This is a genomic window from Cytobacillus sp. FSL R5-0377 (genome assembly GCF_038004385.1).
Taxonomy (GTDB): Bacteria; Bacillota; Bacilli; order Bacillales; family Cytobacillaceae; genus Cytobacillus.
The window spans coordinates 4062914-4084911 of sequence record NZ_JBBORA010000001.1 but is presented as its reverse complement, the minus strand read 5'-3'; the positions used below and the strand labels follow the sequence as shown (position 1 = coordinate 4084911).

At 42.1% G+C, this 21998-nt stretch carries 22 protein-coding genes and 1 pseudogene; 3 read left to right on the top strand and 20 right to left on the bottom strand.

Annotation, left to right across the window (positions count from 1 at the left end; all coding sequences use genetic code 11):
• Window positions 1-33: 33 nt before the first annotated feature.
• Window positions 34-891 (top strand): glycerophosphodiester phosphodiesterase, encoded by an 858-nt coding sequence (locus NSQ49_RS20825; RefSeq protein WP_236566199.1) that lies wholly within the window; start codon window positions 34-36, stop codon window positions 889-891.
• A 65-nt stretch (window positions 892-956) separates the two neighbouring features.
• On the opposite strand, the gene NSQ49_RS20820 is transcribed toward NSQ49_RS20825, so the two are convergent.
• Together NSQ49_RS20820 and NSQ49_RS20815 are read right to left on the bottom strand one after the other, a co-directional pair.
• On the bottom strand, window positions 957-1727 hold the full coding sequence (locus NSQ49_RS20820; protein ID WP_159863954.1) for a sporulation protein: 771 nt from the start codon (window positions 1725-1727) through the stop codon (window positions 957-959).
• Window positions 1728-2186: 459 nt separating this feature from the next.
• Window positions 2187-2360, bottom strand: coding sequence for a YozD family protein (locus NSQ49_RS20815; RefSeq protein WP_009332582.1), 174 nt, complete (start codon window positions 2358-2360; stop codon window positions 2187-2189).
• A gap of 463 nt (window positions 2361-2823) precedes the next feature.
• Between NSQ49_RS20815 and NSQ49_RS20810 the strand changes: the two genes are divergently transcribed.
• Window positions 2824-2985, top strand: a complete 162-nt coding sequence (locus NSQ49_RS20810; protein WP_159863957.1) for a hypothetical protein — start codon at window positions 2824-2826, stop codon at window positions 2983-2985.
• Between the two features lie 28 nt (window positions 2986-3013).
• Here NSQ49_RS20810 and NSQ49_RS20805 read toward each other — a convergent pair whose 3' ends face one another.
• From NSQ49_RS20805 to NSQ49_RS20735, 15 genes and pseudogenes are all read right to left on the bottom strand, one after another.
• Window positions 3014-3709, bottom strand: a complete 696-nt coding sequence (locus NSQ49_RS20805; RefSeq protein WP_159863960.1) for a hypothetical protein — start codon at window positions 3707-3709, stop codon at window positions 3014-3016.
• 619 nt (window positions 3710-4328) lie between these two features.
• A complete protein-coding gene (locus NSQ49_RS20800) occupies window positions 4329-4550 on the bottom strand; it encodes a YozE family protein (protein ID WP_159863963.1) in 222 nt (73 codons plus the stop codon).
• Between the two features lie 132 nt (window positions 4551-4682).
• Window positions 4683-4967 carry a YokU family protein gene (locus tag NSQ49_RS20795; protein WP_159863966.1) on the bottom strand — a complete coding sequence of 95 codons (285 nt, stop codon included), beginning with the start codon at window positions 4965-4967 and terminating at the stop codon, window positions 4683-4685.
• 10 nt (window positions 4968-4977) lie between these two features.
• On the bottom strand, window positions 4978-6408 hold the full coding sequence (gene ablA / locus NSQ49_RS20790) for a lysine 2,3-aminomutase (protein WP_159863969.1): 1431 nt from the start codon (window positions 6406-6408) through the stop codon (window positions 4978-4980).
• A 153-nt stretch (window positions 6409-6561) separates the two neighbouring features.
• Window positions 6562-8004 (bottom strand): sigma-54 interaction domain-containing protein, encoded by a 1443-nt coding sequence (locus NSQ49_RS20785; protein ID WP_159863972.1) that lies wholly within the window; start codon window positions 8002-8004, stop codon window positions 6562-6564.
• 80 nt (window positions 8005-8084) lie between these two features.
• The gene (gene ablB / locus NSQ49_RS20780; protein WP_159863975.1) at window positions 8085-8942 is read right to left on the bottom strand and encodes a putative beta-lysine N-acetyltransferase; all 858 of its coding nucleotides are present in this window, start codon (window positions 8940-8942) and stop codon (window positions 8085-8087) included.
• Between the two features lie 156 nt (window positions 8943-9098).
• Entirely contained in the window at window positions 9099-10520 is a 1422-nt protein-coding gene (locus tag NSQ49_RS20775) for an aldehyde dehydrogenase family protein (RefSeq protein WP_159863978.1), read from the bottom strand.
• Between the two features lie 12 nt (window positions 10521-10532).
• Window positions 10533-11864 (bottom strand): 4-aminobutyrate--2-oxoglutarate transaminase, encoded by a 1332-nt coding sequence (gene gabT, locus NSQ49_RS20770; RefSeq protein ID WP_159863981.1) that lies wholly within the window; start codon window positions 11862-11864, stop codon window positions 10533-10535.
• A 2-nt stretch (window positions 11865-11866) separates the two neighbouring features.
• Window positions 11867-13144, bottom strand: coding sequence for a peptidase (locus NSQ49_RS20765; RefSeq protein WP_159863983.1), 1278 nt, complete (start codon window positions 13142-13144; stop codon window positions 11867-11869).
• 39 nt (window positions 13145-13183) lie between these two features.
• Complete coding sequence (locus NSQ49_RS20760; RefSeq protein ID WP_159863986.1) at window positions 13184-13846, bottom strand: 3-oxoacid CoA-transferase subunit B; 663 nt, start codon at window positions 13844-13846, stop codon at window positions 13184-13186.
• Window positions 13831-14523 carry a CoA transferase subunit A gene (locus tag NSQ49_RS20755; RefSeq protein ID WP_159863989.1) on the bottom strand — a complete coding sequence of 231 codons (693 nt, stop codon included), beginning with the start codon at window positions 14521-14523 and terminating at the stop codon, window positions 13831-13833. Before NSQ49_RS20755 ends, NSQ49_RS20760 begins: the two co-directional genes overlap by 16 nt.
• On the bottom strand, window positions 14507-15883 hold the full coding sequence (locus tag NSQ49_RS20750) for an aspartate aminotransferase family protein (protein ID WP_159863992.1): 1377 nt from the start codon (window positions 15881-15883) through the stop codon (window positions 14507-14509). The genes NSQ49_RS20755 and NSQ49_RS20750 overlap by 17 nt, the downstream gene beginning before the upstream one ends.
• A 240-nt stretch (window positions 15884-16123) precedes the next feature.
• A pseudogene (locus NSQ49_RS20745) lies at window positions 16124-17100 on the bottom strand (S66 family peptidase).
• 139 nt (window positions 17101-17239) lie between these two features.
• Window positions 17240-18706, bottom strand: a complete 1467-nt coding sequence (locus tag NSQ49_RS20740; RefSeq protein WP_159863995.1) for an NAD(P)/FAD-dependent oxidoreductase — start codon at window positions 18704-18706, stop codon at window positions 17240-17242.
• Window positions 18707-18922: 216 nt separating this feature from the next.
• Window positions 18923-19087 carry a YjcZ family sporulation protein gene (locus NSQ49_RS20735; protein WP_159863998.1) on the bottom strand — a complete coding sequence of 55 codons (165 nt, stop codon included), beginning with the start codon at window positions 19085-19087 and terminating at the stop codon, window positions 18923-18925.
• Window positions 19088-19279: 192 nt separating this feature from the next.
• Here NSQ49_RS20735 and NSQ49_RS20730 point away from each other — a divergent pair, with 192 nt between their 5' ends.
• Window positions 19280-20374, top strand: a complete 1095-nt coding sequence (locus NSQ49_RS20730) for an SGNH/GDSL hydrolase family protein (RefSeq protein ID WP_159864001.1) — start codon at window positions 19280-19282, stop codon at window positions 20372-20374.
• Window positions 20375-20456: 82 nt separating this feature from the next.
• On the opposite strand, the gene NSQ49_RS20725 is transcribed toward NSQ49_RS20730, so the two are convergent.
• The 3 genes from NSQ49_RS20725 to msrA are packed head-to-tail and all read right to left on the bottom strand — an operon-like array spanning window position 20457 to window position 21949.
• A complete protein-coding gene (locus NSQ49_RS20725; protein ID WP_159864004.1) occupies window positions 20457-20954 on the bottom strand; it encodes a PTS sugar transporter subunit IIA in 498 nt (165 codons plus the stop codon).
• A gap of 18 nt (window positions 20955-20972) precedes the next feature.
• Complete coding sequence (gene msrB, locus NSQ49_RS20720) at window positions 20973-21413, bottom strand: peptide-methionine (R)-S-oxide reductase MsrB (protein ID WP_159864007.1); 441 nt, start codon at window positions 21411-21413, stop codon at window positions 20973-20975.
• The gene (gene msrA, locus NSQ49_RS20715) at window positions 21413-21949 is read right to left on the bottom strand and encodes a peptide-methionine (S)-S-oxide reductase MsrA (RefSeq protein ID WP_159864010.1); all 537 of its coding nucleotides are present in this window, start codon (window positions 21947-21949) and stop codon (window positions 21413-21415) included. Before msrA ends, msrB begins: the two co-directional genes overlap by 1 nt.
• Between the last annotated feature and the right edge of the window lie 49 nt (window positions 21950-21998).

Below are 21998 nucleotides of genomic sequence, written 5' to 3'. Positions count from 1 at the left end.
ATGTATAAAAATCTTTTCTGGAGGTGAAAGAAATTGCTGGTAACGAAAAAGCCCGTGTTGCTTTCAATCCTAATTGGATTATTATTAATGACTTTTTCCTATTTTTTTCAGCCTCTCATGCCATTTAAATCTATTGCACACAGAGGCGCATCTGCACATGCACCGGAAAACACGCTTGCATCTTTTGAAAAAGCTATTGAAATGGGATTTGACTATATCGAGTTAGATGTAAGGCTGAGCAAAGATAAACAGCTGGTTGTTATTCATGATGCGAATGTTCAGCGTACTACAGATGGTGAAGGGCTAATTGAGGAGTTGACAGTTAATGACTTAAAAAAACTGGATGCAGGCTCCTGGTTTTCTCCTGAATTTGAGGGTGAAAAAATCCCATTATTGACGGAAGTATTAAACCAAACGAGCGGAAAAATAGGAATTATCATTGAAATGAAAGCACCTGAAAATCAGCCGGACATGACAGGAATTCTCGCAGACATACTAAACACTCACAAATCCGACAGTCAGATAAAAGTCCAATCCTTCCATATTAATGAAATGAAAAGGTTTCACGAGCTGGCTCCCGAAATTCCTGCAGGGCTGGTGCTGAGCAAACACCTGGACTTGTTTCATTTGGCATCCTACCGCGATTTTACCTCTTTTCTATCTGTTCACCATCTCCTGCTTTCCAAGTCCTTCATTAATCAAGCTGAATTATTCGATTATGAGATATATTCGTGGACCATCAGCAAACAATACCAATATGCAGACATGCAGAGGCTCGGTGTTCACGGCATTATTTCCGGAGATGAGAAGAGGATTCCGGATTCTATTATGTACGCACTTATTACTCCCTTTTTAAAAGGACAGGATTTAATTAAAACACTTTTGACATAAAAGCTATAGCATTCCCAGCCACCAAAGAAAAAACGATGGGTGATGCCCATCGTTTTCGCAATGAATTAAGCATATTTTGCAATAGCCGACAGAAGCTTTTGCTGCATATAAGGAATATCCGCATTTGAAACAGTGATACGGACAAATGTTTCATCCATTTCCATTGCTTCTGCAAGAAATCCCCCTAATCCTCTTGCCTTACGGTCAACTTGCATCATAACCTCAATCTCTCCGTTTGACTGTGGAAAAAATACAATTTCCAATTCATCAAGCTTTCCTCTGAAGGGACCGGAGACTGGAACAAATTCAAACTCCTGGATAAACGGCAGCCTTCTGCGCAGCCGGTGAGGAGCCTGTTCGCATTCTGCTTCCCGCAACCTGAATCCCATGCTTGAAACAGCGTTCAATACAGAATCCATCAGCGGAGTTGGAGCTACACGAATATAATCCTTATCTGCAGGATCCACCGCGTTTTTTATATCCAGTCCTGTCGCCACCCATATTTTCGTTTTGCCAAAAGACAAAGGTGTATCAGCTGGAAGGTTAAAGGTAAAAGGAATTTGCTTACGTTCATTCGCAGCCAGGATAAAGGATTGAGCGAGCCTGAAACGGTCAATCAGACCGGAGACCGTATATTTTTTATCATCTGATTCTTTAATGTAAGTAGTATTCACTGAAAGGTAAATATCATCGATTTTCTGTTCGGCGCTTCCCCCTGTTATCTCAACCACGCCTCTGAGGGCTTCGCCCGGTACTGCTGAATCCTTTTCAAGTTTCGTATCCACTTTTGCTGATCCAATTCCCACACTTGCCAGGACCTTATTAAAAAATGACATATGCTTCTCTCCCTGTTTCTTATTTTAGGCTCTTTTTTTAAAGTTTGTTGTTGTTTTTTAATAGTGATTCCACCCGCTGATTGCAGCGAAAAACGCGCAGTGAAGATCCACTCAGCAAATTTAACTTACTTATGAAAAAGCAACAAACTTTACGAAAACAGCCTTATTATTTTAAGTTCTTTACCTTATGGAAGATTGCCTTCCTGCCGATATTTTAACACTGCCGGAGGTCTTAGCCATAAATAAAGCAAAGCACTTATTTTACTTAGATATACGTACTTATAACAAGAAGGTTTCATTTTCAGATGAGGCAGCTTATATTTTTTTGGGAATTGCTGTATCCGCTGTACTTACAATCAATGCTGAGCGGCTTGTTATAGCATGCTTAAATTATGTAATATACATATTCTGCTGCTCCGCAAAAAAATGACGAGCACCATTCCTCGTCATTTTTCTATATCAGTCATCTTCAATTTCTTCATCAATGATGCACTTTTGAAGCAGGTATTCAAACGTGATATCAGCAAGTTCATCCAATTCTCCTTCAGTAGGCACATATCCCCTTTTTGCCAGCTCATGAAAGAAAAACTCAGCAATTTCTTCTGTGTCTATTACAACTTCTATTTCCTTCACAGCAACGCCCCCTTTGTACAAAATGTATGAAGCACTCCCTGGATTCATGCAGAACAACTTACGAAAAGTCAGATTCTTTATTTTAGGCAGCTCTTTTCTAAGACATTGTTGTTTTTTGATTATGAATTCTGCCCGTTGATTGCAGCGAAAGGCACGCAGCGAACCCGCGGGGAGGAATGCGAGCCTCCTCGGCCTCGCCTGCGGGGTCACACTTCCCTCTCCTACCGCAGGACATTGAATTAGCTCCTCGATTGGACACCGCACGAAGGAAATGCGTCAGCATTTTCGAGGATCAAGTGCCCTCAGCGAAGATCAGCATATTAAACTAGGTTATGAAAAAGCAACAAACTTTACGAAAACAGCCTTATTTTATTTTCGATGCATTTTTCTTCAGTTAGGACATACATATAGGATAAACAGCCTGCAGCAATACATTTTATAAAGAAATTGAGGAGGCAGCGACATGTCAAGTATATCCAGACTGGTCCTACTAATTAAAGAAGATGTCAATAGTGAAAAAAGCTCCCTTATAAATCTTTATAGCAATCTATTAAATGCCTGGTTTAAGGTCATTATATGGTTTGGAATCCCATTTTTACTGTATCTCCTGGTCACCTGGCTATAATAAGCCCTAATACTTCCTTGCCTGCTTTTCACACCGTGCTCTTATCATCATTGTTGGCGATATGCTTCAGCTTTCTGAGTATAACCCGCATGATATGCTTATACTCTTCATCCTGAAACATCTCATAGAGAATGCGATAATCATTATAGATATCAAGCAAACCATCAATCAGCACTTTTCTTTCTTTTATTCCTTCAAGCAATTCCTTTTCTGCCTTGCGGAATGAATGTGCTGATTCCTTTAAATCAGGTAGCTTTTCTTTTTTGTTAATCATATAAAGGAGCCCCAGCTTTTGAATAAAAGCATCAGCACTTTCAGCATCCGCAACAAGTGTCAGCTCTTCTTCCCCTGCTTCCAGCCATTCCCCGTCATTAATTCTCGAAAGCTCATAAATAACATCTTCCCATGCATCTTCTTTGTATCTCCAAATTTCCGTCCTGAAGCCTACGATTTTAAAAAGATCCGAACCATACCCCTTGACTTGGACAAGGTCGCCAAAAAAGTATTTATATTCGATGTCAATATGCTCCTTTTCCATAATCTCACCTTCATACTCAGACAGCATTTGAAGGCTGGATTCCATATATAGACCTTCACTTTTATTGACTTCATAGACGTACATATCATCTAGCCACTTTACATCTGTTACTTTTCCGACTGTACCATAAATAGTGATCACGACTGTATCACCGACTTTGTACTTGGGTTTTTTCTTTTTGCTCATTTCCTCCATCCTCTCAATGACTGAGTCGTGAGTAGTGAATACAATAGTATATGCACTTTTTATGAAAATCGTCCGTACGTTCATCACAATCAATCAAAAAGCAAAGATGCAGTTTTTTATAACTGCAGGTCTTAAATTCATAGATTATTGTTTTATTAATGAATACAGCCCGTTGCTTTCTGCAGAAAGTGGCGCCCCGGCCTAGCCGAAGATTCCCCTTCTGCTCATGTCTTGTGCCCACAGAGAAGAATAACTCAGTAAAAGCAGCATTATACGAAAAGGGTCAATAAAAAAAGGCTCTTTTCTAAACCATTGATGTTTTTTGATTATGAATTCTGCCCGTTGATTGCAGCGAAAGGCACGCAGCGAACCCGCGGGGAGGAATGCGAGCCTCCTCGGCTTCGCCTGCGGGGTCTCACACTTCCCTCTCCTCCCGCAGGACATTGAATAAGCTTCCTTGAATAGACACCACACGAAGAAAATGCGTCAGCATTTTCGAGGATCAAGTACCCACAGCGAAGATCAACTCAGCATATTAAACTAGCTTATGAAAAAGCAACAAACTTTACGAAAAGCAAAAAAAAAACACTCCAGAACCGGAGTATTTTTAAGGAATCATTCAACTTTCGATAAGAACATACAATTGCCAGGCTTCATCAAATACAGACATGCTTTCCATGTACGAACCGTTCAACTCCAGATAAGAGCTGATTTCTTCATAATCATATGACGTTTTCGGAAAGCTGTGGTCCTCGTATGCGTCATTGGCAAAACGGCTGATACTATCTTTTGGTGCGGGATGTCTGTATTTCATTAAAAAGTGATAGAAAGTTTTTGACATACTAACCTCTTCCCTTTTATTTTGTCGTTCATTAATGTATTACCTACTATAATCGAATTGTGCTAAGTTCGTCTACTTATACATATTAAAAACAGCCCGCATTTCTGCAGGCTGCCATTTTTTTCACTTAACTTAGGAAGAGAAATCAAAGTAATTTCGCTTGAGCAGCCTTGGCTGCTCCATCAATTTTTCATAATTTATTTCTTTTCCGATCTTCTTCACATCGATCAAAAACAGCTGGTCCTCAATGGACTTAACAAGCTCATCTGACTGATAGACCATATTACAATCCCTGCAGGTAACAGAAGGCGTCTCATGTATTTGGATGGCCCTAGTTCCATCAGGGAGTTCCCAATAAACCGTTTCACTGCTTGCATTTATATTTTGGCTTTCACACCAGGCACATTTACTTCCCATTCCTCTCCTCCTATTCCTTGGCAGCTGCAGTTTGCGAATTCGCTTCTGCTGCAGGGCTCTGCTTTTTCTGCTGAGCATTGAATTTCTTTTCCTTTAATTCATCCCGTTTATCACGTTTATCTTTCAAGGAACTGTGCTCAGGATCGCTGTCATATTTTTCGCGGCGGTCCAGTCTTGCCAGGTCTTCAGGCACCAGATTGAATTGCTGGTCATTCATTAGAGCGGCAATACCCACATTTGATCTTTTCTCTTCCATATCTGGATAAATTTCTTTAAAGTAGTCTTCTGCACGGCCTGGAACATAGTTTTCAGGCTCAGGATAAGTGGTGATTACACCTTCGAAATTACGAAGTACTACTTTGTCAGCACTTTGGGAGATTAAATAATTCGGCTGCAGTGAAATCTTTCCGCCTCCGCCAGGCGCATCGACCACAAAAGTCGGAACAGCATAGCCGGATGTGTGTCCCCTTAACCCTTCAATAATTTCAAGCCCTTTGGAAACGGGAGCGCGAAAATGACCAATGCCTTCAGAAAGATCACATTGATAAATATAGTAAGGACGGACCCGGATCTTAACAAGGTCATGCATTAGTTTTTTCATAATTGGAACACTGTCGTTTATGCCAGCCAAGATAACGGACTGATTACCCACAGGCACACCTGCATTGGCCAGCATCTCACAAGCTCTCTTGGAGTCTTCGGTAATTTCAATGGATGTGTTAAAATGTGTATTTAGCCACACCGGATGATACTTTTTCAGGATATTGCATAGATTCTCGGTAATCCGCTGAGGAAACACAACCGGAGCCCTCGTTCCGATTCTGATGATCTCAACATGATCGATGTCACGCAAATTTTTTAGAATGTATTCAAGAATATTGTCATTGATTAAAAGGCCATCACCGCCTGAAATGAGAACATCTCTTACCTGAGGAGTATTCCTGATATAGCTTATTGCCGCATCCAGCTGTTTTTTCGGAACACCCATGCCGATTTGTCCGGAAAATCTTCTTCTTGTACAATAACGGCAATACATTGAACATTGATTTGTTACCAAAAATAAGACCCGGTCAGGGTAGCGGTGAGTTAATCCCGGAACTGGCGAGTCTTCATCCTCGTGCAGCGGATCTTCAAGATCATATTTAGTTTTATAGATTTCGTTTGAAATAGGGACGGATTGCATTCTCACTGGACAGCGCGGGTCATCCGGATTCATAAGTGAAGCATAATAAGGTGTTATATTTAAAGGGATCGTTTTTACAGAAATTCTTACTCCTTCCTCCTCATCAGGAGTAAGATTAATCACCTTTTTCAAATCATCAACTGTCCGAATGGTGTTCGTCAGCTGCCAGAGCCAGTCATTCCATTGTTCTTCTGTGACATCCTTCCAAAGCTCAATATCTTTCCAATGCCGATCCGGTTTATATAAAAAGTTCTTCATCTGAATTCCCCCTTTAAGAATTTCTATAACATAGACATTGCAATTTTTATGCCAATTCAGAATATTTAGTACTATTATATGAAACCCTTTCGGATTGGCGATTATTAGCAGCAGTTTGGAATTTTTCATTTTCTTCAACAAAAAAGGTGCCGGTTATTTGGCACCTTTTTGAGTGTTACTGACTGGGATTCTGTGATTTATCACAATATCATACTTAGCCAGTTTATATTGCAGCGTCTGACGAGGCACCTCCAGCAGCTTTGCGGCTTTTTTTATATTTCCGTTTGTCTTTTGCAGAGCTTTTTCGATTAATGCCTTTTCCTGCTTTTCCATACTCGCCTTTAACGGCTGAACTTTTATTGGAAAATCCTGTTTATACCTTCGAAGCTGCTGTTTCATAATAACCGGCAAATCCTCAGCTTTAAGATAGTCTTCCTCACAGACATTCATCATGTATTCGATTGTATGCTTTAATTCCCTGACATTTCCAGGCCAATGATATTGCCTGAAAAACTCCAGCACTTCGTCCCCGATGCCTGAAAGGCTTTTGTTTAATACTTGATTAAATTGTTTAATAAAATGATATGCCAGATATTCAATATCTTCTTTTCTCTCCCTTAGAGGCAGGAGGCCGAAAGTGAGAACGTTCAGGCGGTAAAATAAATCCTTTCTCATTTGGTTCTTCTCAAGTGCCTCCACTGGATGAATATTCATAGCTGCAATCACCCGTACATTGACCCGAGAGCTCTTTGGACTTCCAACTCTTCGGACAATGCCATCCTCGAGCACCCTGAGCAGTTTAGCCTGCAGCTCAATCGGCATGGCATGTATTTCATCCAGAAAGAGTGTCCCGCCATCGGCTAATTCAAAAAGCCCCGGCCTGTCTACCGCTCCTGTATAGCTCCCTTTAGCAGTCCCAAAGAGAATACTTTCAAGCAAAGACTCCGGAATAGCTGCACAGTTCTGGGCAATAAAAGGCCCTTCCGTTCTTGAAGAAGCATGATGAAGCCCCTGAACAAAGAGCTCCTTTCCGCACCCGCTTTCCCCAAAAACAAGAATGGAAGAATCGGACTTTGCCAGTTTAGCTGCTTCCTTTTTAATATTTTTCATTTCATTATTTACAGTTAAAAGGCTATCGAGTGTATATTGAACATTTTTGGCAGCAGTCTTTTTTTTGACCGGCTGTTTGATTCTTTTTCGTAAATCCAGAAGACTTTCGGAAAGAAGCTTCAGCCTGGAATAGTCCTTAGCGATCTCGACAGCTCCCGCTAACTGCCCATTTACAGTTATCGGGAGAGTTGTATTAATGGTTTCTATCTGAACACCATGAAAGTTTACATAGGACTGAGTCTGATTATATATCGGAGTTTTGGTTTTCATTACTTTTAGTAAAGTGCTTGTCTCTTCATTCAAGGAAGGAAATACTTTCAGAACGGGTTTTCCGATAACCTCGGAAACCGCCAGGCCATCGTGCCTTGCTGCTATTTCATTATAAAAAATAGTAATTCCATTCAGATCCACAACATGTATTCCCTCATCAATGCCCTTTAATATGGCTGCCAGAACCTCTTTTGAGATACTTTGAGTTTCATTCATTAAATCCCCCCAGTTTATGTATATGACAAGGTGCCGAAAACTTGTCAGGATAGTGCTGAAAATTCGGCACTTCTTTTTGGTTAATCAGAATATGCCAAATTCTTAACCCAAACATTCATATTTTCCAGTTTATCAAAAATGTAACAGTTGTTGAGCAGCCTGCCCCGATAGGAGTATCCCAGCTGATGCAGAACAGCATTCATGCCAAATGACAGCGCCCTCGCAATGGAATAGGCACAAAATATACCCTGCGACATTAACTCTTTTTCTAATCTTTCAAGGAGTATTTTCATTAAACCATGTTTACGATGTGACGAAAGCGTTGCACAATCTGTCAATTCTGCGTTTTTATAAAATAAGTTGATTTCCGCCGAAGCAGCACTGACAAGGTCTTCCTTATAGAGAAATGCGTAATAAATGGTGCCTTCCCGGATTGTCTTTTTAATATATGAGGGATCATGAAGAGGTGTTGGATAAATCTTAAATACTTGACGGTATAGTTCAGCCAGTTTTTCTGCTTCCTGCTCCGTTATTTTAATAAGCGTATATTCAGAAGGAGGCATACTGACATCTGGATTTTTCTCAAGCGCGGTTACATTTTTTACGATGCTGTCCTCAGAAATCCATTGTCCACTTGTCCTTCTTTCATCAGTAAAATACTTGCAAAAAAAGTATTGATCAGAGCCCCGAAAATATCCGTCAATAACAGCTTCGCACTGATAGCCCAATGAGAGCAGATCTATATAATTTTCAGCTCTTCCCCTAAATATTAATTTCTCAAACTGAAAATCTTTTGCTGCTTTCTCTGCTTCGTTGACGGTTTCTGCCAGGCTCCCTGCATAATCATCTACCCTTAATCGCTTATTGAATGGATCAAGATAGAACTCAGCCACTAAGTTTTCATTTTTTATAGTTTTTACTGAAGCAGTATGATTCATAGCTAAGACTCCCTTCTATTAATAAAACTGCCCGGCCAGGCGGCCAGGCATTGTGGTGGCATAAAGAATTCACGGTAATACAGCCAATAAATGAATCACCCGTCAAACACATTCATTTACCGGCTGAATCAGTAAATCAAATTTCTGTCCCTCACCTTAATCGATTTTAAAACTGATCAGCTTTAACTCTGTCATTTCTTCAACAGCATATTTGATTCCTTCCCGTCCCATTCCGCTCATTTTTACTCCGCCATACGGCATATGGTCTACACGGAAGGTTGGGAAATCGTTTACCATTACCCCGCCCACCTGCAGCTCCTTTGCTGCTTTAAAAGCTTTGTTCACATCATTAGTGAAAACCCCGGCCTGGAGGCCAAATTCTGAATCATTCACTTGTGCAAGAGCCTCTTCAAAGCTGCTGAATGAATTAATATGAACAACTGGTGCAAATGCTTCCTCACATGAAATTCTTTCGGATTTGCCGACATTCAGCAGGACGGTTGGATACAAGGTATTCCCTGTCGAATTCCCTCCGATAGCAAGCTCTGCTCCGTTTTCAACGGCACTCCTGATCCAGCTTTCTGCGCGTTCAGTGTCACTTCGGGAGATCATCGCTGATATATCAGTATCCTCATTGAGCGGATCGCCGATCTTCAGCTTCCTGGCTTCCTCAACAAAACGCTCGGTAAATGTCTGGTACAGGGATTCATGTACATAAATGCGCTGCACGGAGATACATACCTGACCCTGGAAGGCAAATGCTCCAGCAGCAATGCGCGGGACAATTTTCTCCAAGTCTGCATTCTCATCCACTACAACTGCCGAATTGGAACCCAATTCAAGAGTTACTCTCTTTAATCCTGCATGTTCGCGGATCTGCCGGCCTACTGCGGGGCTCCCTGTAAAAGTAATCATGGATATGCGGCTGTCTTCAACAAGTACATCCCCTACCGTTCCGCCGCTTCCGGTTACCACATTCAGCGCTCCGGCAGGAAGCCCTGCTCTGTGAAAAATATCAGCGATTTTATATGCGGACAATGGCGTTTGAGAAGCAGGCTTTAAAACAACCGTGTTGCCGGCAGCAATAGCCGGTCCCACTTTATGGGCAACCAGGTTCATTGGAAAATTGAATGGCGTGATCGCGCCAATAATCCCTAGTGGCTCCCGTACCGTATACGAAACTCTGCCTTCGCCTCCCGGGGCAGCATCCATCGGAATCGTTTCTCCATAAAGCCTGCGCGCTTCCTGTGCAGCGAAGGTATAGGTCATGATGGTGCGGTCAACTTCGCCTCTTGCAGCCTTTATCGGCTTTGAAGCTTCGAGCGAAATAATCTTGGCGCACTCCTCTTTTTCCTCCTTCAAGAGGGCAACAGCATTTTCCAGTATTTCAGCCCGTTTATGGGCAGGCATCTCTGCCATTGTTTTTCTGGATTGATCTGCTGCATCGATGGCTGACTTCACATCGGAAGGAGCTGCCATGGCAACTTCTGCAATTACCTCCCCGCTAAAGGGGCTTTTTACTGCTTTGTAGTTTTCTGTTTTCTTGAACTTTCCGCTGATCCATAAATGTTGTTTCAATGGAATTCCTCCTTATTTGCAGCATTCACCTATTACTTCTTCTAGTACGGAAAATCCTTCATTTAGCTGCTCATTAGTTATAATAAGCGGACTGAGCAAACGAATAATATTGCCATATAAGCCGGCGCTCATTATGATTAAGCCGCGCTTGTGTGCCTTCGACAGGATTTCCTGAACAATTTCTTTATTTGGCTCCTTTGTTTCCTGGTCTTTAACAAATTCAATGGCACACATTGCTCCTAAAGAACGCACTTCACCCACTTGTTTATATTTTAAAGGAAAATCAGAAAATTTTTCAGTGAAAAGACTTCCGATTTCAGTGGCCCTTTCTAATAACCCTTCTTCTTCAATTGTTCGAATTACCTCTAAAGCGGCCATACACCCGAGCGGACTGCCTCCATAAGTTCCGCCTATTTCACCGATATTCGGTGAGTCCATTATGTCAGCCCTGCCAGTAACCGCGCTGATCGGCAACCCGGCACCGATCGATTTAGACATCGTCATAAGATCGGGCACAACATCATAGTGCTCCATTGCAAACATTTTGCCTGTCCTGCCAAATCCCGTCTGTACCTCATCAGCGATAAAAAGGATTCCGTGCTTTTCACAAACCTGTTTTACACCCTTAACAAAACGAGATGACGGCATTACGAAGCCTCCTTCGCCCTGAACAGGCTCCATAATGACAGCAGCGATTTCTTCAGGCGGCACCTCGCTCAAAAAAAACGTTTCAAATCTACTAAGTAAGGCATTGTCATGGTCCATTTCCTTCAGGCCCTCACTCCGGTAATAATAAGGATATGGCCATTTATACGTTTCCGGAGCAAATGGCCCAAATTCATATTTATAAGGTTTTACTTTGCTCGTTAAACTCATGGACATATAGGTCCGCCCATGAAAGCCCCGTTCAAATGATATAATTCCTTTTCTGCCGGTATATTTCCTTGCTATTTTGACTGCATTTTCCACAGCCTCTGCTCCGGTGCTTAAAAAGAAGGTTTTCTTGCTATGATTGCCAGGGGTAATGCTGTTGAGCTTCTCTGCCAGCTTGATATAAGGCTCATACATCATGACATGGAAGCATGGGTGAAGGTATTGATCAATTTGGGCATGAAGGGCTTCAACAACCCTTGGCGGGCAGTGTCCAACATTCAGTGTCCCAATTGCCCCTGCAAAATCAAGAAAAGTATTTCCATCGATATCTGTCAGAAGTGCTCCATCCCCTTTAGCTGCAAAGGTCTGCATCGTGTTAAATGGACCCTTTGGAACATTTTGCTCTTTTTTAGCCAATAACTCCTTCGCTTTTGGCCCCGGTATCGCTGTTCTTATATTAATCGATCCCATCTTTATTTCTCCTCTCCCTGATTAGTGCCGCACCATTCCAGTATGGCCAGAGCAATAATTTCAGCCGCTTCAAAAACCTCATGTAATGAAATAAATTCGTTAACATCATGTGCGGCCTCCGTCACGCCAGGACCGAAGACTACAACAGGTGTATTACCCACTTTGGATAATATACCTCCATCCGTGCCCCATGGTGATGCTTCAACAGCCGGCTGCCTTCCTTTTACAGCTTCAAAGGATTCCGATAGTACAGTCATTAAAGGATGATCCTGCTCCAAGTCACCAGGCTGCCACCGTCCCCCAAACCATTCAACTTGAGGAGGATTCATTTTAAGCCACTTATCATTTTTTGCTGCTTCCTTCAGGCAATCCTCCAGCTCTATTTCGGCTGATTTCATCTCTTCATCCGGTGCTACCCCCATCCTTCCCTCTATAACCGCAATATCCGGTACTGAGGAAGGCCATTCTCCGCTGTATAGTTTTCCAATATTAATAGGAATCGGAATAGGAATCTTTGAAAAGAGCGGGTCATCAATTCTAAGATTTCTAACCTTCTCAAGCTCCTGTATCTTTGTAATCATATACATTGCTTTTTCAATGGCATTGATGCCTTCATATCGGGTTCCCCCATGTGCTGAACGCCCTTTGACGGTTATCCGGAACCACATCGAGCCCTGCTGTTTTGGGAAGATCTTCATATTTGTCGGCTCCGGAATGATTGCCCCATCAGCTGAATACCCCCTTAGGACTGCAGCCAATGTACCTGCCCCGCCGCTTTCTTCCTCTATGACACTTTGAAAAATCACATCGCCTTTTAGCTTAATTCCAAGCGCCATAATGGCTTCCATAGCAAGCAGGAGCGAAACTGTACCGCCTTTCATATCGGTTGAACCCCTGCCAAATAGCTTTCCATCTTCAATTCTGCCGCTAAATGGATCATGCTCCCAATCATTTCGGTCTCCCTCTGGAACAACATCAATATGACCATTTAAGATGATGGATTTCCCTCCGCCGGTCCCTTTCAAAACAGCGACCACATTCGGATTCCCGGAAAAATCCTTTCGATCTGAACAAAAGGCAGGATGTTTGATTAAATCCTCCTTGCCTATTTCCCAAATATCAAGAGTTAGTCCAAGTTTGCGGCATTTTTCAATGATGACGGCCTGTGCACTGCTTTCATGTCCGCGGATGCTCCCTTCCTGTACCAGCTGCTGAAGAAGTCTTGTTCCTCTTTGCTTATTTTCTTCCAGCCATTGTTTAATCTTTGCATGAGTATTCATGTTCTCACTCCTTTTTTGAGACCAAAGCATATAAATCTATCAATTAATCACTCTCACATTCTCAGCAATTGCAAAGCTGCATCCGGTTTTTTCCCTTACCTCATCTATAGAATGCGGCGCAAACAAGTCAGCCAATGTGAGTCCATGAGCTGATATTTGAAAGACAGCCATCTCTGTAATAATCATGTCCACACACCGGGCAGATGTAAGAGGCAGGGTGCACTCTTCCACAATTTTTGAGTTTCCGTATTTGTCAGTCTGGTTCATAAGAACAATGACTTTTTTTGCCTTTTGGGCAAGCTCCATGGCACCTCCCATGCCAGGGACTTTTTTTCCCGGCACAATCCAATTGGCCAGATCCCCTTTTCCGCTAACCTCCAGAGAGCCCAGAATCGTCAAATCAACCCTTCCTCTGCGTATCATCCCGAAAGCAACCGTGCTGTCGCAATACGAAGCACCTTTTACAACGGAAACTGGAAAACCTCCTGCATTACAGAGGTTTTCATCTTCCTTCCCTTTCTCCGGACTTGGCCCCATTCCTGTAATGCCATTTTCCGCATGAAACATTACATTTGTCCCTTCAGGCAAATGATTGGGAACAAGCGAAGGAATGCCAATGCCGAGATTGACAATCATCCCGTTTTTTATTTCCTCTGCGGCACGTTTGGCTATACGATTTCTGCTTTCTACTCCCAGGCCCATTTCCAATTCACTCCTTTCGAAGGTACAATATAATCGACGAATACACCGGGTGTTATAATTTCATCAGGGTCCAGACTGCCAAGCGGGACAATTTCCTCCACTTCCGCAATTGTCATATCACCAGCCATGGCAACAAGCGGATTTGTATTTCTGGCACTTTTGTCATATATCAAGTTCCCGTAAGGATCAGCTTTTTTAGCAAAGACAATCGATATCTCTGCAGTAAGAGCCGGCTCGACAAGATACTTTTTACCGCCAAGACTGCACGTTTGTTTATTGCCGGCAACAATGTCATTATCCAAGCCAATATCGGAAAGGATAGCAGGTATGCCCACTCCGCCGGCACGTATTCTTTCTGCCAATATCCCCTGCGGTGAAAATTCCACTTCCATCTTTCCATCTGTCATTAGCTGGCCGGCAACGGGATTTGAGCCAATATGAGAAGCAATCATTTTTTTTGCCCTTCCCTGGCTGACCACCTTCCCGATCCCAATATGGGGAAAGCCTGAATCATTGCCAATGAGCGTTAGATCTTTGAATTCTTTATCCAAAATGCCGTCAATAAGGGAAGGAGGGGTTCCAATACCGCCAAAGCCGCCAAACATAATAACCATTCCGTCCCGAAAATGCTTCATTGCGTCATCAAGTTCAATGATTTTATTAAATGTGTTCTCCATTGTTTTCAGCCTCTTCCTCACCAGAAATCAAATGATTTTCTGAGAAAATCTGCAAAGTCTTATCAAATCGCTTTATCAGATCGTCGATTTCCCTTTTAGTTATAGTCAGCGGGGGTGCGATCAGTACGGCATCCCCATCTATCCCATTTGTGCCTGCACCTGCAGGGTAAATAAGCAGACCCTGTTCCTGTGCTTCCTTTATCAACCTCTGAGTCAGACCAAAGTTCTTTGTAAAAGGCTGTTTTGTCACGGGATCCATAACAAATTCAAGCCCTGCCATGAGCCCTTTTCCCCTTACATCACCAATAAAGGGAAATTTGGATTGCAGCTTAGTCAACTTATTTCTTAAATACACTCCTTTGCTTTCAACTTCCGGGATAATATTATTTTTTTCAATATATTCAAGCACTGCCAGGGAAACTGCACATGACTGCGGATTGGCACTCAAAGTATGACCGCTCATTATGCTTTTTGAACCTGCCAATATGGGCTCCATAACTTCATCACTTACAAGAGCAGCTGCAATGGGAGCATACCCGGCTCCCATTCCTTTACCAAGGGCGACAATATCAGGCTTTACATTCCAATGCTCACAGGCAAGCATTGTGCCTGTTCTGCCAAATCCAGTCATAACCTCATCAGCAATAAATAATATGCCATACCGATCACAAATTTCTTTAATGATCCGGTAATAATCCTTTGGAGGTGTTATTGCACCCCCTGCAGCCCCAATGACCGGCTCTGCGATAAACGCAGCAATGTTCTCTTGCCCTATCCGTTTAATGATGGTTTCAAGTTCATGGGCACACAGATAACCGCATTCAGGCGCTTCCAGATTGTAGGGGCACCTATAGCAATATGGCGGATGAATGACTGGGAAATCCTCCAGCAATGGTATAAAGCGAGCCCTTCTGCCCGTATGTCCTGACATTGATAAAGCTCCCAGTGTAATGCCGTGATAGCTCATCCACCTCGAGAGCACCTTTGTTTTTGTCATAATGCCTTTTTCCTGCCAATACTGAATAGCTATTTTCATAGCCGTTTCAGTGGCCTCAGACCCGCTGTTCACAAAAAAGCTCCAATTCAAATCTCCAATCGCAGCCTCCGCTATTTTTTTAGCAAGCTTTTCAGCACTTTCGCTTGTAAATTGCGATCGATAAACAAAGGAAACTTTTTTGGCCTGTTCATGCATTGCCTCAATAATTTCCTCCACACCATGGCCAATATTAGCTGTTATCGCGCCTGATGATGCATCCAGGTATTCCTTTCCGTACGTATCATATAAATAGACGCCTCTTCCATAATCAATGATCGGGTACTGTGCATCAAGCATCGGCTTAATTAAGTTCGACTGGTTCATCAGCTTGCTCCCTCCACCTGTAATTGCGAAATTTGCCTGCGGCTAATCTATATCCGCCGATGGCTTCATGAGCTTTCACAGCAAATCTTCAATTCTGCAATCCAAATATCTCTACCATTTGGCAATATAGTAAATTGTATGAAGTCACTTTAGAAATCTTTCATAAAAGAATTTTACAGAGTAATCTATTTTTCGCTGAAAAAAAGCAGCCGCACACTAGCGGCTGCTCAAAATTTTTTCCTATTTCTGTTCAATCCAAATTTCACTTTCAGAACCCTGTGCTTTTATAACTGCTTTACCTCCAATTGGAATAGTAGCGTAAGGCTGTACATGGCCGATGTTCACATTTGCTATTACAGGAATGCCTTGCAGCTCTTTTTTGGATTCAATAATTTTCTTCAGTGCTTCTTCTGTCACTTGAGAATTTTTCTGAAACCTTCCAATGAGAATTCCTTTAATATCACGGGCATCAGGCTGATGCAGAAGAGATTGGAGATCCCGATCGAAGGTAAGAGCATGTGATTCCTCATCATCTTCAATAAATAATATTGAATCCTTTAAAGATGGCATGAACTCTGTCCCTTGCAGCAGGTTAAGCGTACATAAATTCCCTCCGATTAATCTGCCTTCTGAATCCCCTTCCTGGATTGCGATATACCCATTATTTCTGATGAAATGCCTGTCTTCCTGGTCGAGATACCATGGATCATCACTCCAATGCGTTGATGCAGTAATTTCATATGGTGCTTCATTTGTGACTGCATGAATAAAAGACTCCAAAGTGAACTCAAACCCATGCTTCACACCGAAGCTTGAAAAATGAGGCCCTGAATATGTGATCAATCCCGTTTTTTTATAAATAGCCCCCTGCAGTGCTGTGATATCACTAAATCCGCAAAATACTTTTGGATTGCTTTTTATTAACCCAAAGTCTATGTAATTCAAAAGCTGGTTGGCGTTATAGCCGCCGATCACGGTCAAAATCCCCTTTACATTAGGATCAGTGAAAGCATCATGCAGCTCTTCAATTCTTTCTTCAATAGACGTACTGAAGAACTCATCATGCTCTTGTGCGTTTTTGCCGTATGTCACTGTGAACCCAAGCTGATTCAGCTCTCCTGGGCATTTCGCAATTGTTCGCCTTTTATAATGGCCATACTTCTGGATGGTGCAATAACCCGGATCTCATCACCGGGCTTCAATCGCTCTGCAAGCATCGTGTCCTCTCCTCTTTCGCTTTCAGACTTGTAGATTGTTTTACATTTTATCAGATGGACGATTGTTTGGAGCTAACTGTTTGTATGTATTGAAAAGCATATTAAAAAAAGGCCAGCTTTTCAGCTAGGCCTTCTGCTCTTATACTAATGCAGGTTCTCTTCTTGGTGCATTACTTGCCTTTTCGATAATATCCCTTGCAATCCAGACACCGCAGGCACCTGCCTGTGCAAGTCCTCTGGTAATGCCGGCACCATCCCCGCCAACATAAAGTCCGCTGATTTCCGTTTCGAAACGGTCATTCAATTTCGGACGTGCAGAGTAGAATTTCGCCTCCACCCCATAGAATAAAGTATGTTCTGATGCAAGGCCTGGAGATACATGGTTTAAAGCCTCAGTCATTTCAATCAGGCTTTTCATTGTATTATACGGAAGAACAAGTCCCAGATCGCCAGGGACCGCTTCCTTTAACGTTGGCTCAAGAAAGCCTTCCTTAATCCTCTTCTCAGTAGATCTTCTGCCTTTTAATATATCTCCATACTTTTGAACGATGATTCCGCCGCTTGAAAGGCTGTTGGCAAGCCTGGAAATTTCATGCGCATATTCATTTGGCTTATCAAACGGTTCAGAGAATGTATGGGATACAAGCAGCGCAAAATTAGTATTAGTGCTTCCAAGCTTAGGGTCTTTGTAAGCATGGCCATTCGCAAGCATGATTCCTGAGTGGTTTTCTACTACAACATGGCCGGAAGGATTGCTGCAGAATGTCCGCACTCTTGTACCGACAGATGTATTAAATGTGAACTTTCCTTCGTAAAGGTGTTTATTGATCTCTTCCATGACAATATCAGAAGTTTCAACCCGCACACCAATATCGACCTGATTATTGATGATTTTCAGGCGGCGTGATTTGAGGAGGTTTGCCAGCCAGACTGATCCATCTCTGCCTGGTGCTACAACCACCTTATCAGCATGAATTTCATTTCCGGACTTAAGCTTAACACCCATAATGCGATGGCCTTCGGAGGTTTTTTCAGTAATGAGATCTTCAACCTCTGTCTTATAGGACATATCAATTTTTTCTTGCAAATACTCATATATGCTCTTCAGGATTTCAAGATTCTGCTCGGTACCCAAATGTCTAACCTGCGCACGAAGCAATTTTAGTCCTGCTGCATATCCGCGGCGCTCAATATCCCTCACTTCATCAGTCATTGGATCTGTAATGCTTTCAGTAGCACCGTGCTTCAAATTAATTTCGTCTACATATTTTATTAATTCTACAACTTGTGAGTCAGGAAGATAATCGGTCATCCAGCCGCCAAACTCACTAGTAATATTGAATTTTCCATCTGAATAAGCCCCTGCTCCGCCAAATCCGTTCGTGATGGAGCAAGCAGGCAAGCAGCCGGCAAATTCTTTTCTTCCTGCTGCCGGCGGGCACTTAGCTATCTTTTTCTGTAAAATCGGACAATTTCTTTTATAAATATCATGGCCTTTATCAATTAATAAAATTCTTGCTTCAGGCATCTTCAATGTTAATTCATAACAAGTAAAAATTCCAGCCGGCCCAGCACCGACAACAATAACATCATAATTTGTATTCATCGTCCTTTTCCTCCAGACGCATTATTCGTTAATTTCATCAACCAAAGGTAACTATATCAAATACAGAAGTGGAGGTCAATATTTTTACGAACTATTAAATATATAAATTTACATAATGTTCGTCTTTAGAATAATTTATGTAAAATTCGCGAAATACACTCTGCCCCAAAAACAAAGGCTGCTCATTACGAGCAGCCTTCACAAGTTCCATTTATTTTACCAATTTCCGCAGCAGCATGCTCCGATAATAATTAATAGAATGAACAATACGACGATCAGGGCAAATCCGCCATATCCCCCACTTTGAGCACCAGCAACAGGATAGCCATATCCAGGATAACATTGGTCGTAGCCGGCACCAGCAACTGCACCTTTATACATAAATAATCACTCCTCAACAAGATTTCTTGGGCATTTTCAATATAATGTATGTATGGTGAACTTGACCCGCATGTGCATATGCCTATTTTTATAAAAAAACGCTCCAACTCCATTTTAAAACCTTCCCCCTTAGCCATTATTAGGGTACGATAATTATATGGGAATCAGAAAAGAAGCGGAGGATTCAAACCAATGAAGAAAAGAAAGATTGGCATATATTTTTTTATCATCACTTTTATATATGGTTTGTATCATTTGTTTGATAGCCTGTCTAAAGTTGAAGGGGCAAACCCCACTAACGTGTATCAAAAGCTTTCGTCAAAAGAGAATATCAATTACCTGATAATCGGGGATAGCATCGGCAGAGGGTCAGGTGCGACATCCAAATCATCAGCATGGTTTACAAGGCTTGAGAAACATCTTCATAGTGATTTCGGGATTAAAGCCAAAAGACATTCCATCGTCCAAAGTGGTGCCACTGCCTTCGAGGGTTTATACAAGCTGCAGCAATCCGAACATTTAGGGGAAATTGATTTAACTTTTATCGTATTCGGGGAGAATGACCGCAAATATATGGATGATAAGCAATTTTCATATTTCTATGAAGGGCTTATCCGGAAAACGAAACAGCTCTACCCTGATACTGAGATCATAACTATTACAGAAAACCCGCTTGATAATAATGCGTTCGCTCAGGCGATTTCTCATATTTCCAACCATTATGGCGCAAAAAATATTGATATGAGAAAGCCTTTTGAACAATCGGGATTACCTGCAGAGGAACTGACAAAGGATCTGGTCCATCCAAATGATGACGGCTATAAAATATATGCAGATACTTTGATAAAGAAAATAAGCGAGTTAGCCGGCAGTCATGCAGAAATTGCAGAGCTTTCTGCTCCGATACATGAAAATACGGACATCGAAATAGCATCCATCCCACATGTCACAGATATTTACGGATCATTTATTCACAAAGACGGCATTTGGGAAAGCCGCAAGGCGGGTGACAGTCTTGAATATCAATTTACTGGCCCTTTCCTTGGGGTTGATATGATTCGAAGCGAAAAAGGCGGGATGATGGATGTTTTCATAGATGATGTGTATATTACATCCTTATCCTCCTGGTGGCCGCTGACTAAAGAAAGATATCAATATATTGCCAGTGATCTCGAAGACGGACAGCATTTAGTGAAATTTATTGTAACAAACGAAAAATCACTGAATAACAGCACTGACGATGCCGTTATTCAAATTTCCTCCATCCTAACCAGAGCAGACCAGTAAAGAAAAAAACATCTGAGCTGTTAACGCCAATCGTAATGAATGACACGAAAAAAGCCGCTAAATAATAAGCGGCTTTTTCTCATTATTTTGCAGTAACTGTCATTACTGCAGATGTACCTCTTGTTACGGCTCCTGATGCATTTGTCTCAAGAGAAGCGACCTGGTCACCATTGGTGATTATCATTGGCGTTACTGTGCTCTTTGCTTTTTCTTTAACCAGCTCTAAATCAAATGTGACAAGCTTATCACCTTCACTGACCTTTGAACCCTCGGAAATATGGGTCTCGAATCCTTCTCCTTTCATGGAGACCGTTTCAAGGCCAATATGGATCAAAATCTCGGCACCATTCTCAGCACGAATGCCAATTGCATGCTTGGTAGGGAACACTTGAACTACTTCTCCATTTACCGGGGAAACAACCACCCCTTCTGAAGGTTCAATTGCAATTCCATCCCCCATCATTCTTTCTGCAAATACTGGATCAGGCACCTCTTCCAGATTAACTGCTGTACCCGTTAAAGCAGCCTTAACCTCAATTGATTTTACTGTTTCCTTTTTGCCAAATAATTTCTTAAACATAGGAGCACCTTCCAATTCTTAGTTTTCGTTATTAAATAGCTTCAGATATTTTTTATAGCCTTCTTCCTCGAGTTTTTCCTTAGGAATAAACCTGAGTGCAGCAGAATTGATGCAATATCGGAGTCCCTCGGGACCCGGACCATCATCAAATACATGACCAAGATGGGAATCGGCTGATTTGCTTCTCACTTCCGTTCTGACCATAAAGTGACTGCGGTCTTCTTTTTCCACAACTTCTTCATCCTGAATGGGTTTAGTAAAGCTTGGCCATCCGCACCCTGCGTCATATTTGTCTTTTGAGCTGAAGAGTGGCTTGCCGGAAACGACATCGACATAAATGCCGTCTTTAAATTCATTCCAATATTCATTGCGGAAAGGCGGCTCTGTGCCATTATTCTGAGTTACTTCATATTGCATGGGATTAAGTTTCTGCTTTAAATCTTCTCTATTTTTCGCCATTATTTTTCACCCCAATGGTTCTTAATAAATGCCTTTCTTCCAGAGCCGGTTTGATAGGCATCGTATCTTTCCGGGTTTTTTTTGTAATAATGCTGATGATAATCTTCCGCGGGATAAAAGTCTGAAGCAGGCAATATCCTCGTAACTATCGGTTTTTTAAATGGACCGGTTTCTTCGAGCTTTTGTTTTGATTCTTCTGCCAACTGCTTTTGTTTCTCATTGTGATAGAAAATCGCAGTCTGATAGGATTGGCCGCGATCATAGAACTGCCCGCCTTCATCTGTTGGGTCAATCTGCTGCCAATACAAATCAAGCAGCTTCTCATATGGGAAGACCACAGGGTCAAATGTAATTTGAACCGCTTCATAATGGCCAGTCGATTCCGAACAGACTTGCTGGTAAGTCGGATTCTCTACATGCCCTCCGGTATATCCGGATAGTACTTCTTTTATTCCAGGCTGTTCATCGAAAGGCTTTACCATGCACCAAAAGCAGCCTCCTGCAAAGGTTGCCTTTTCGTATTGTTTTTCTGTCACTCTGCTCCACCTCTTTCCGGCACTTTTCTATTCTTTTCTATTCTTTACT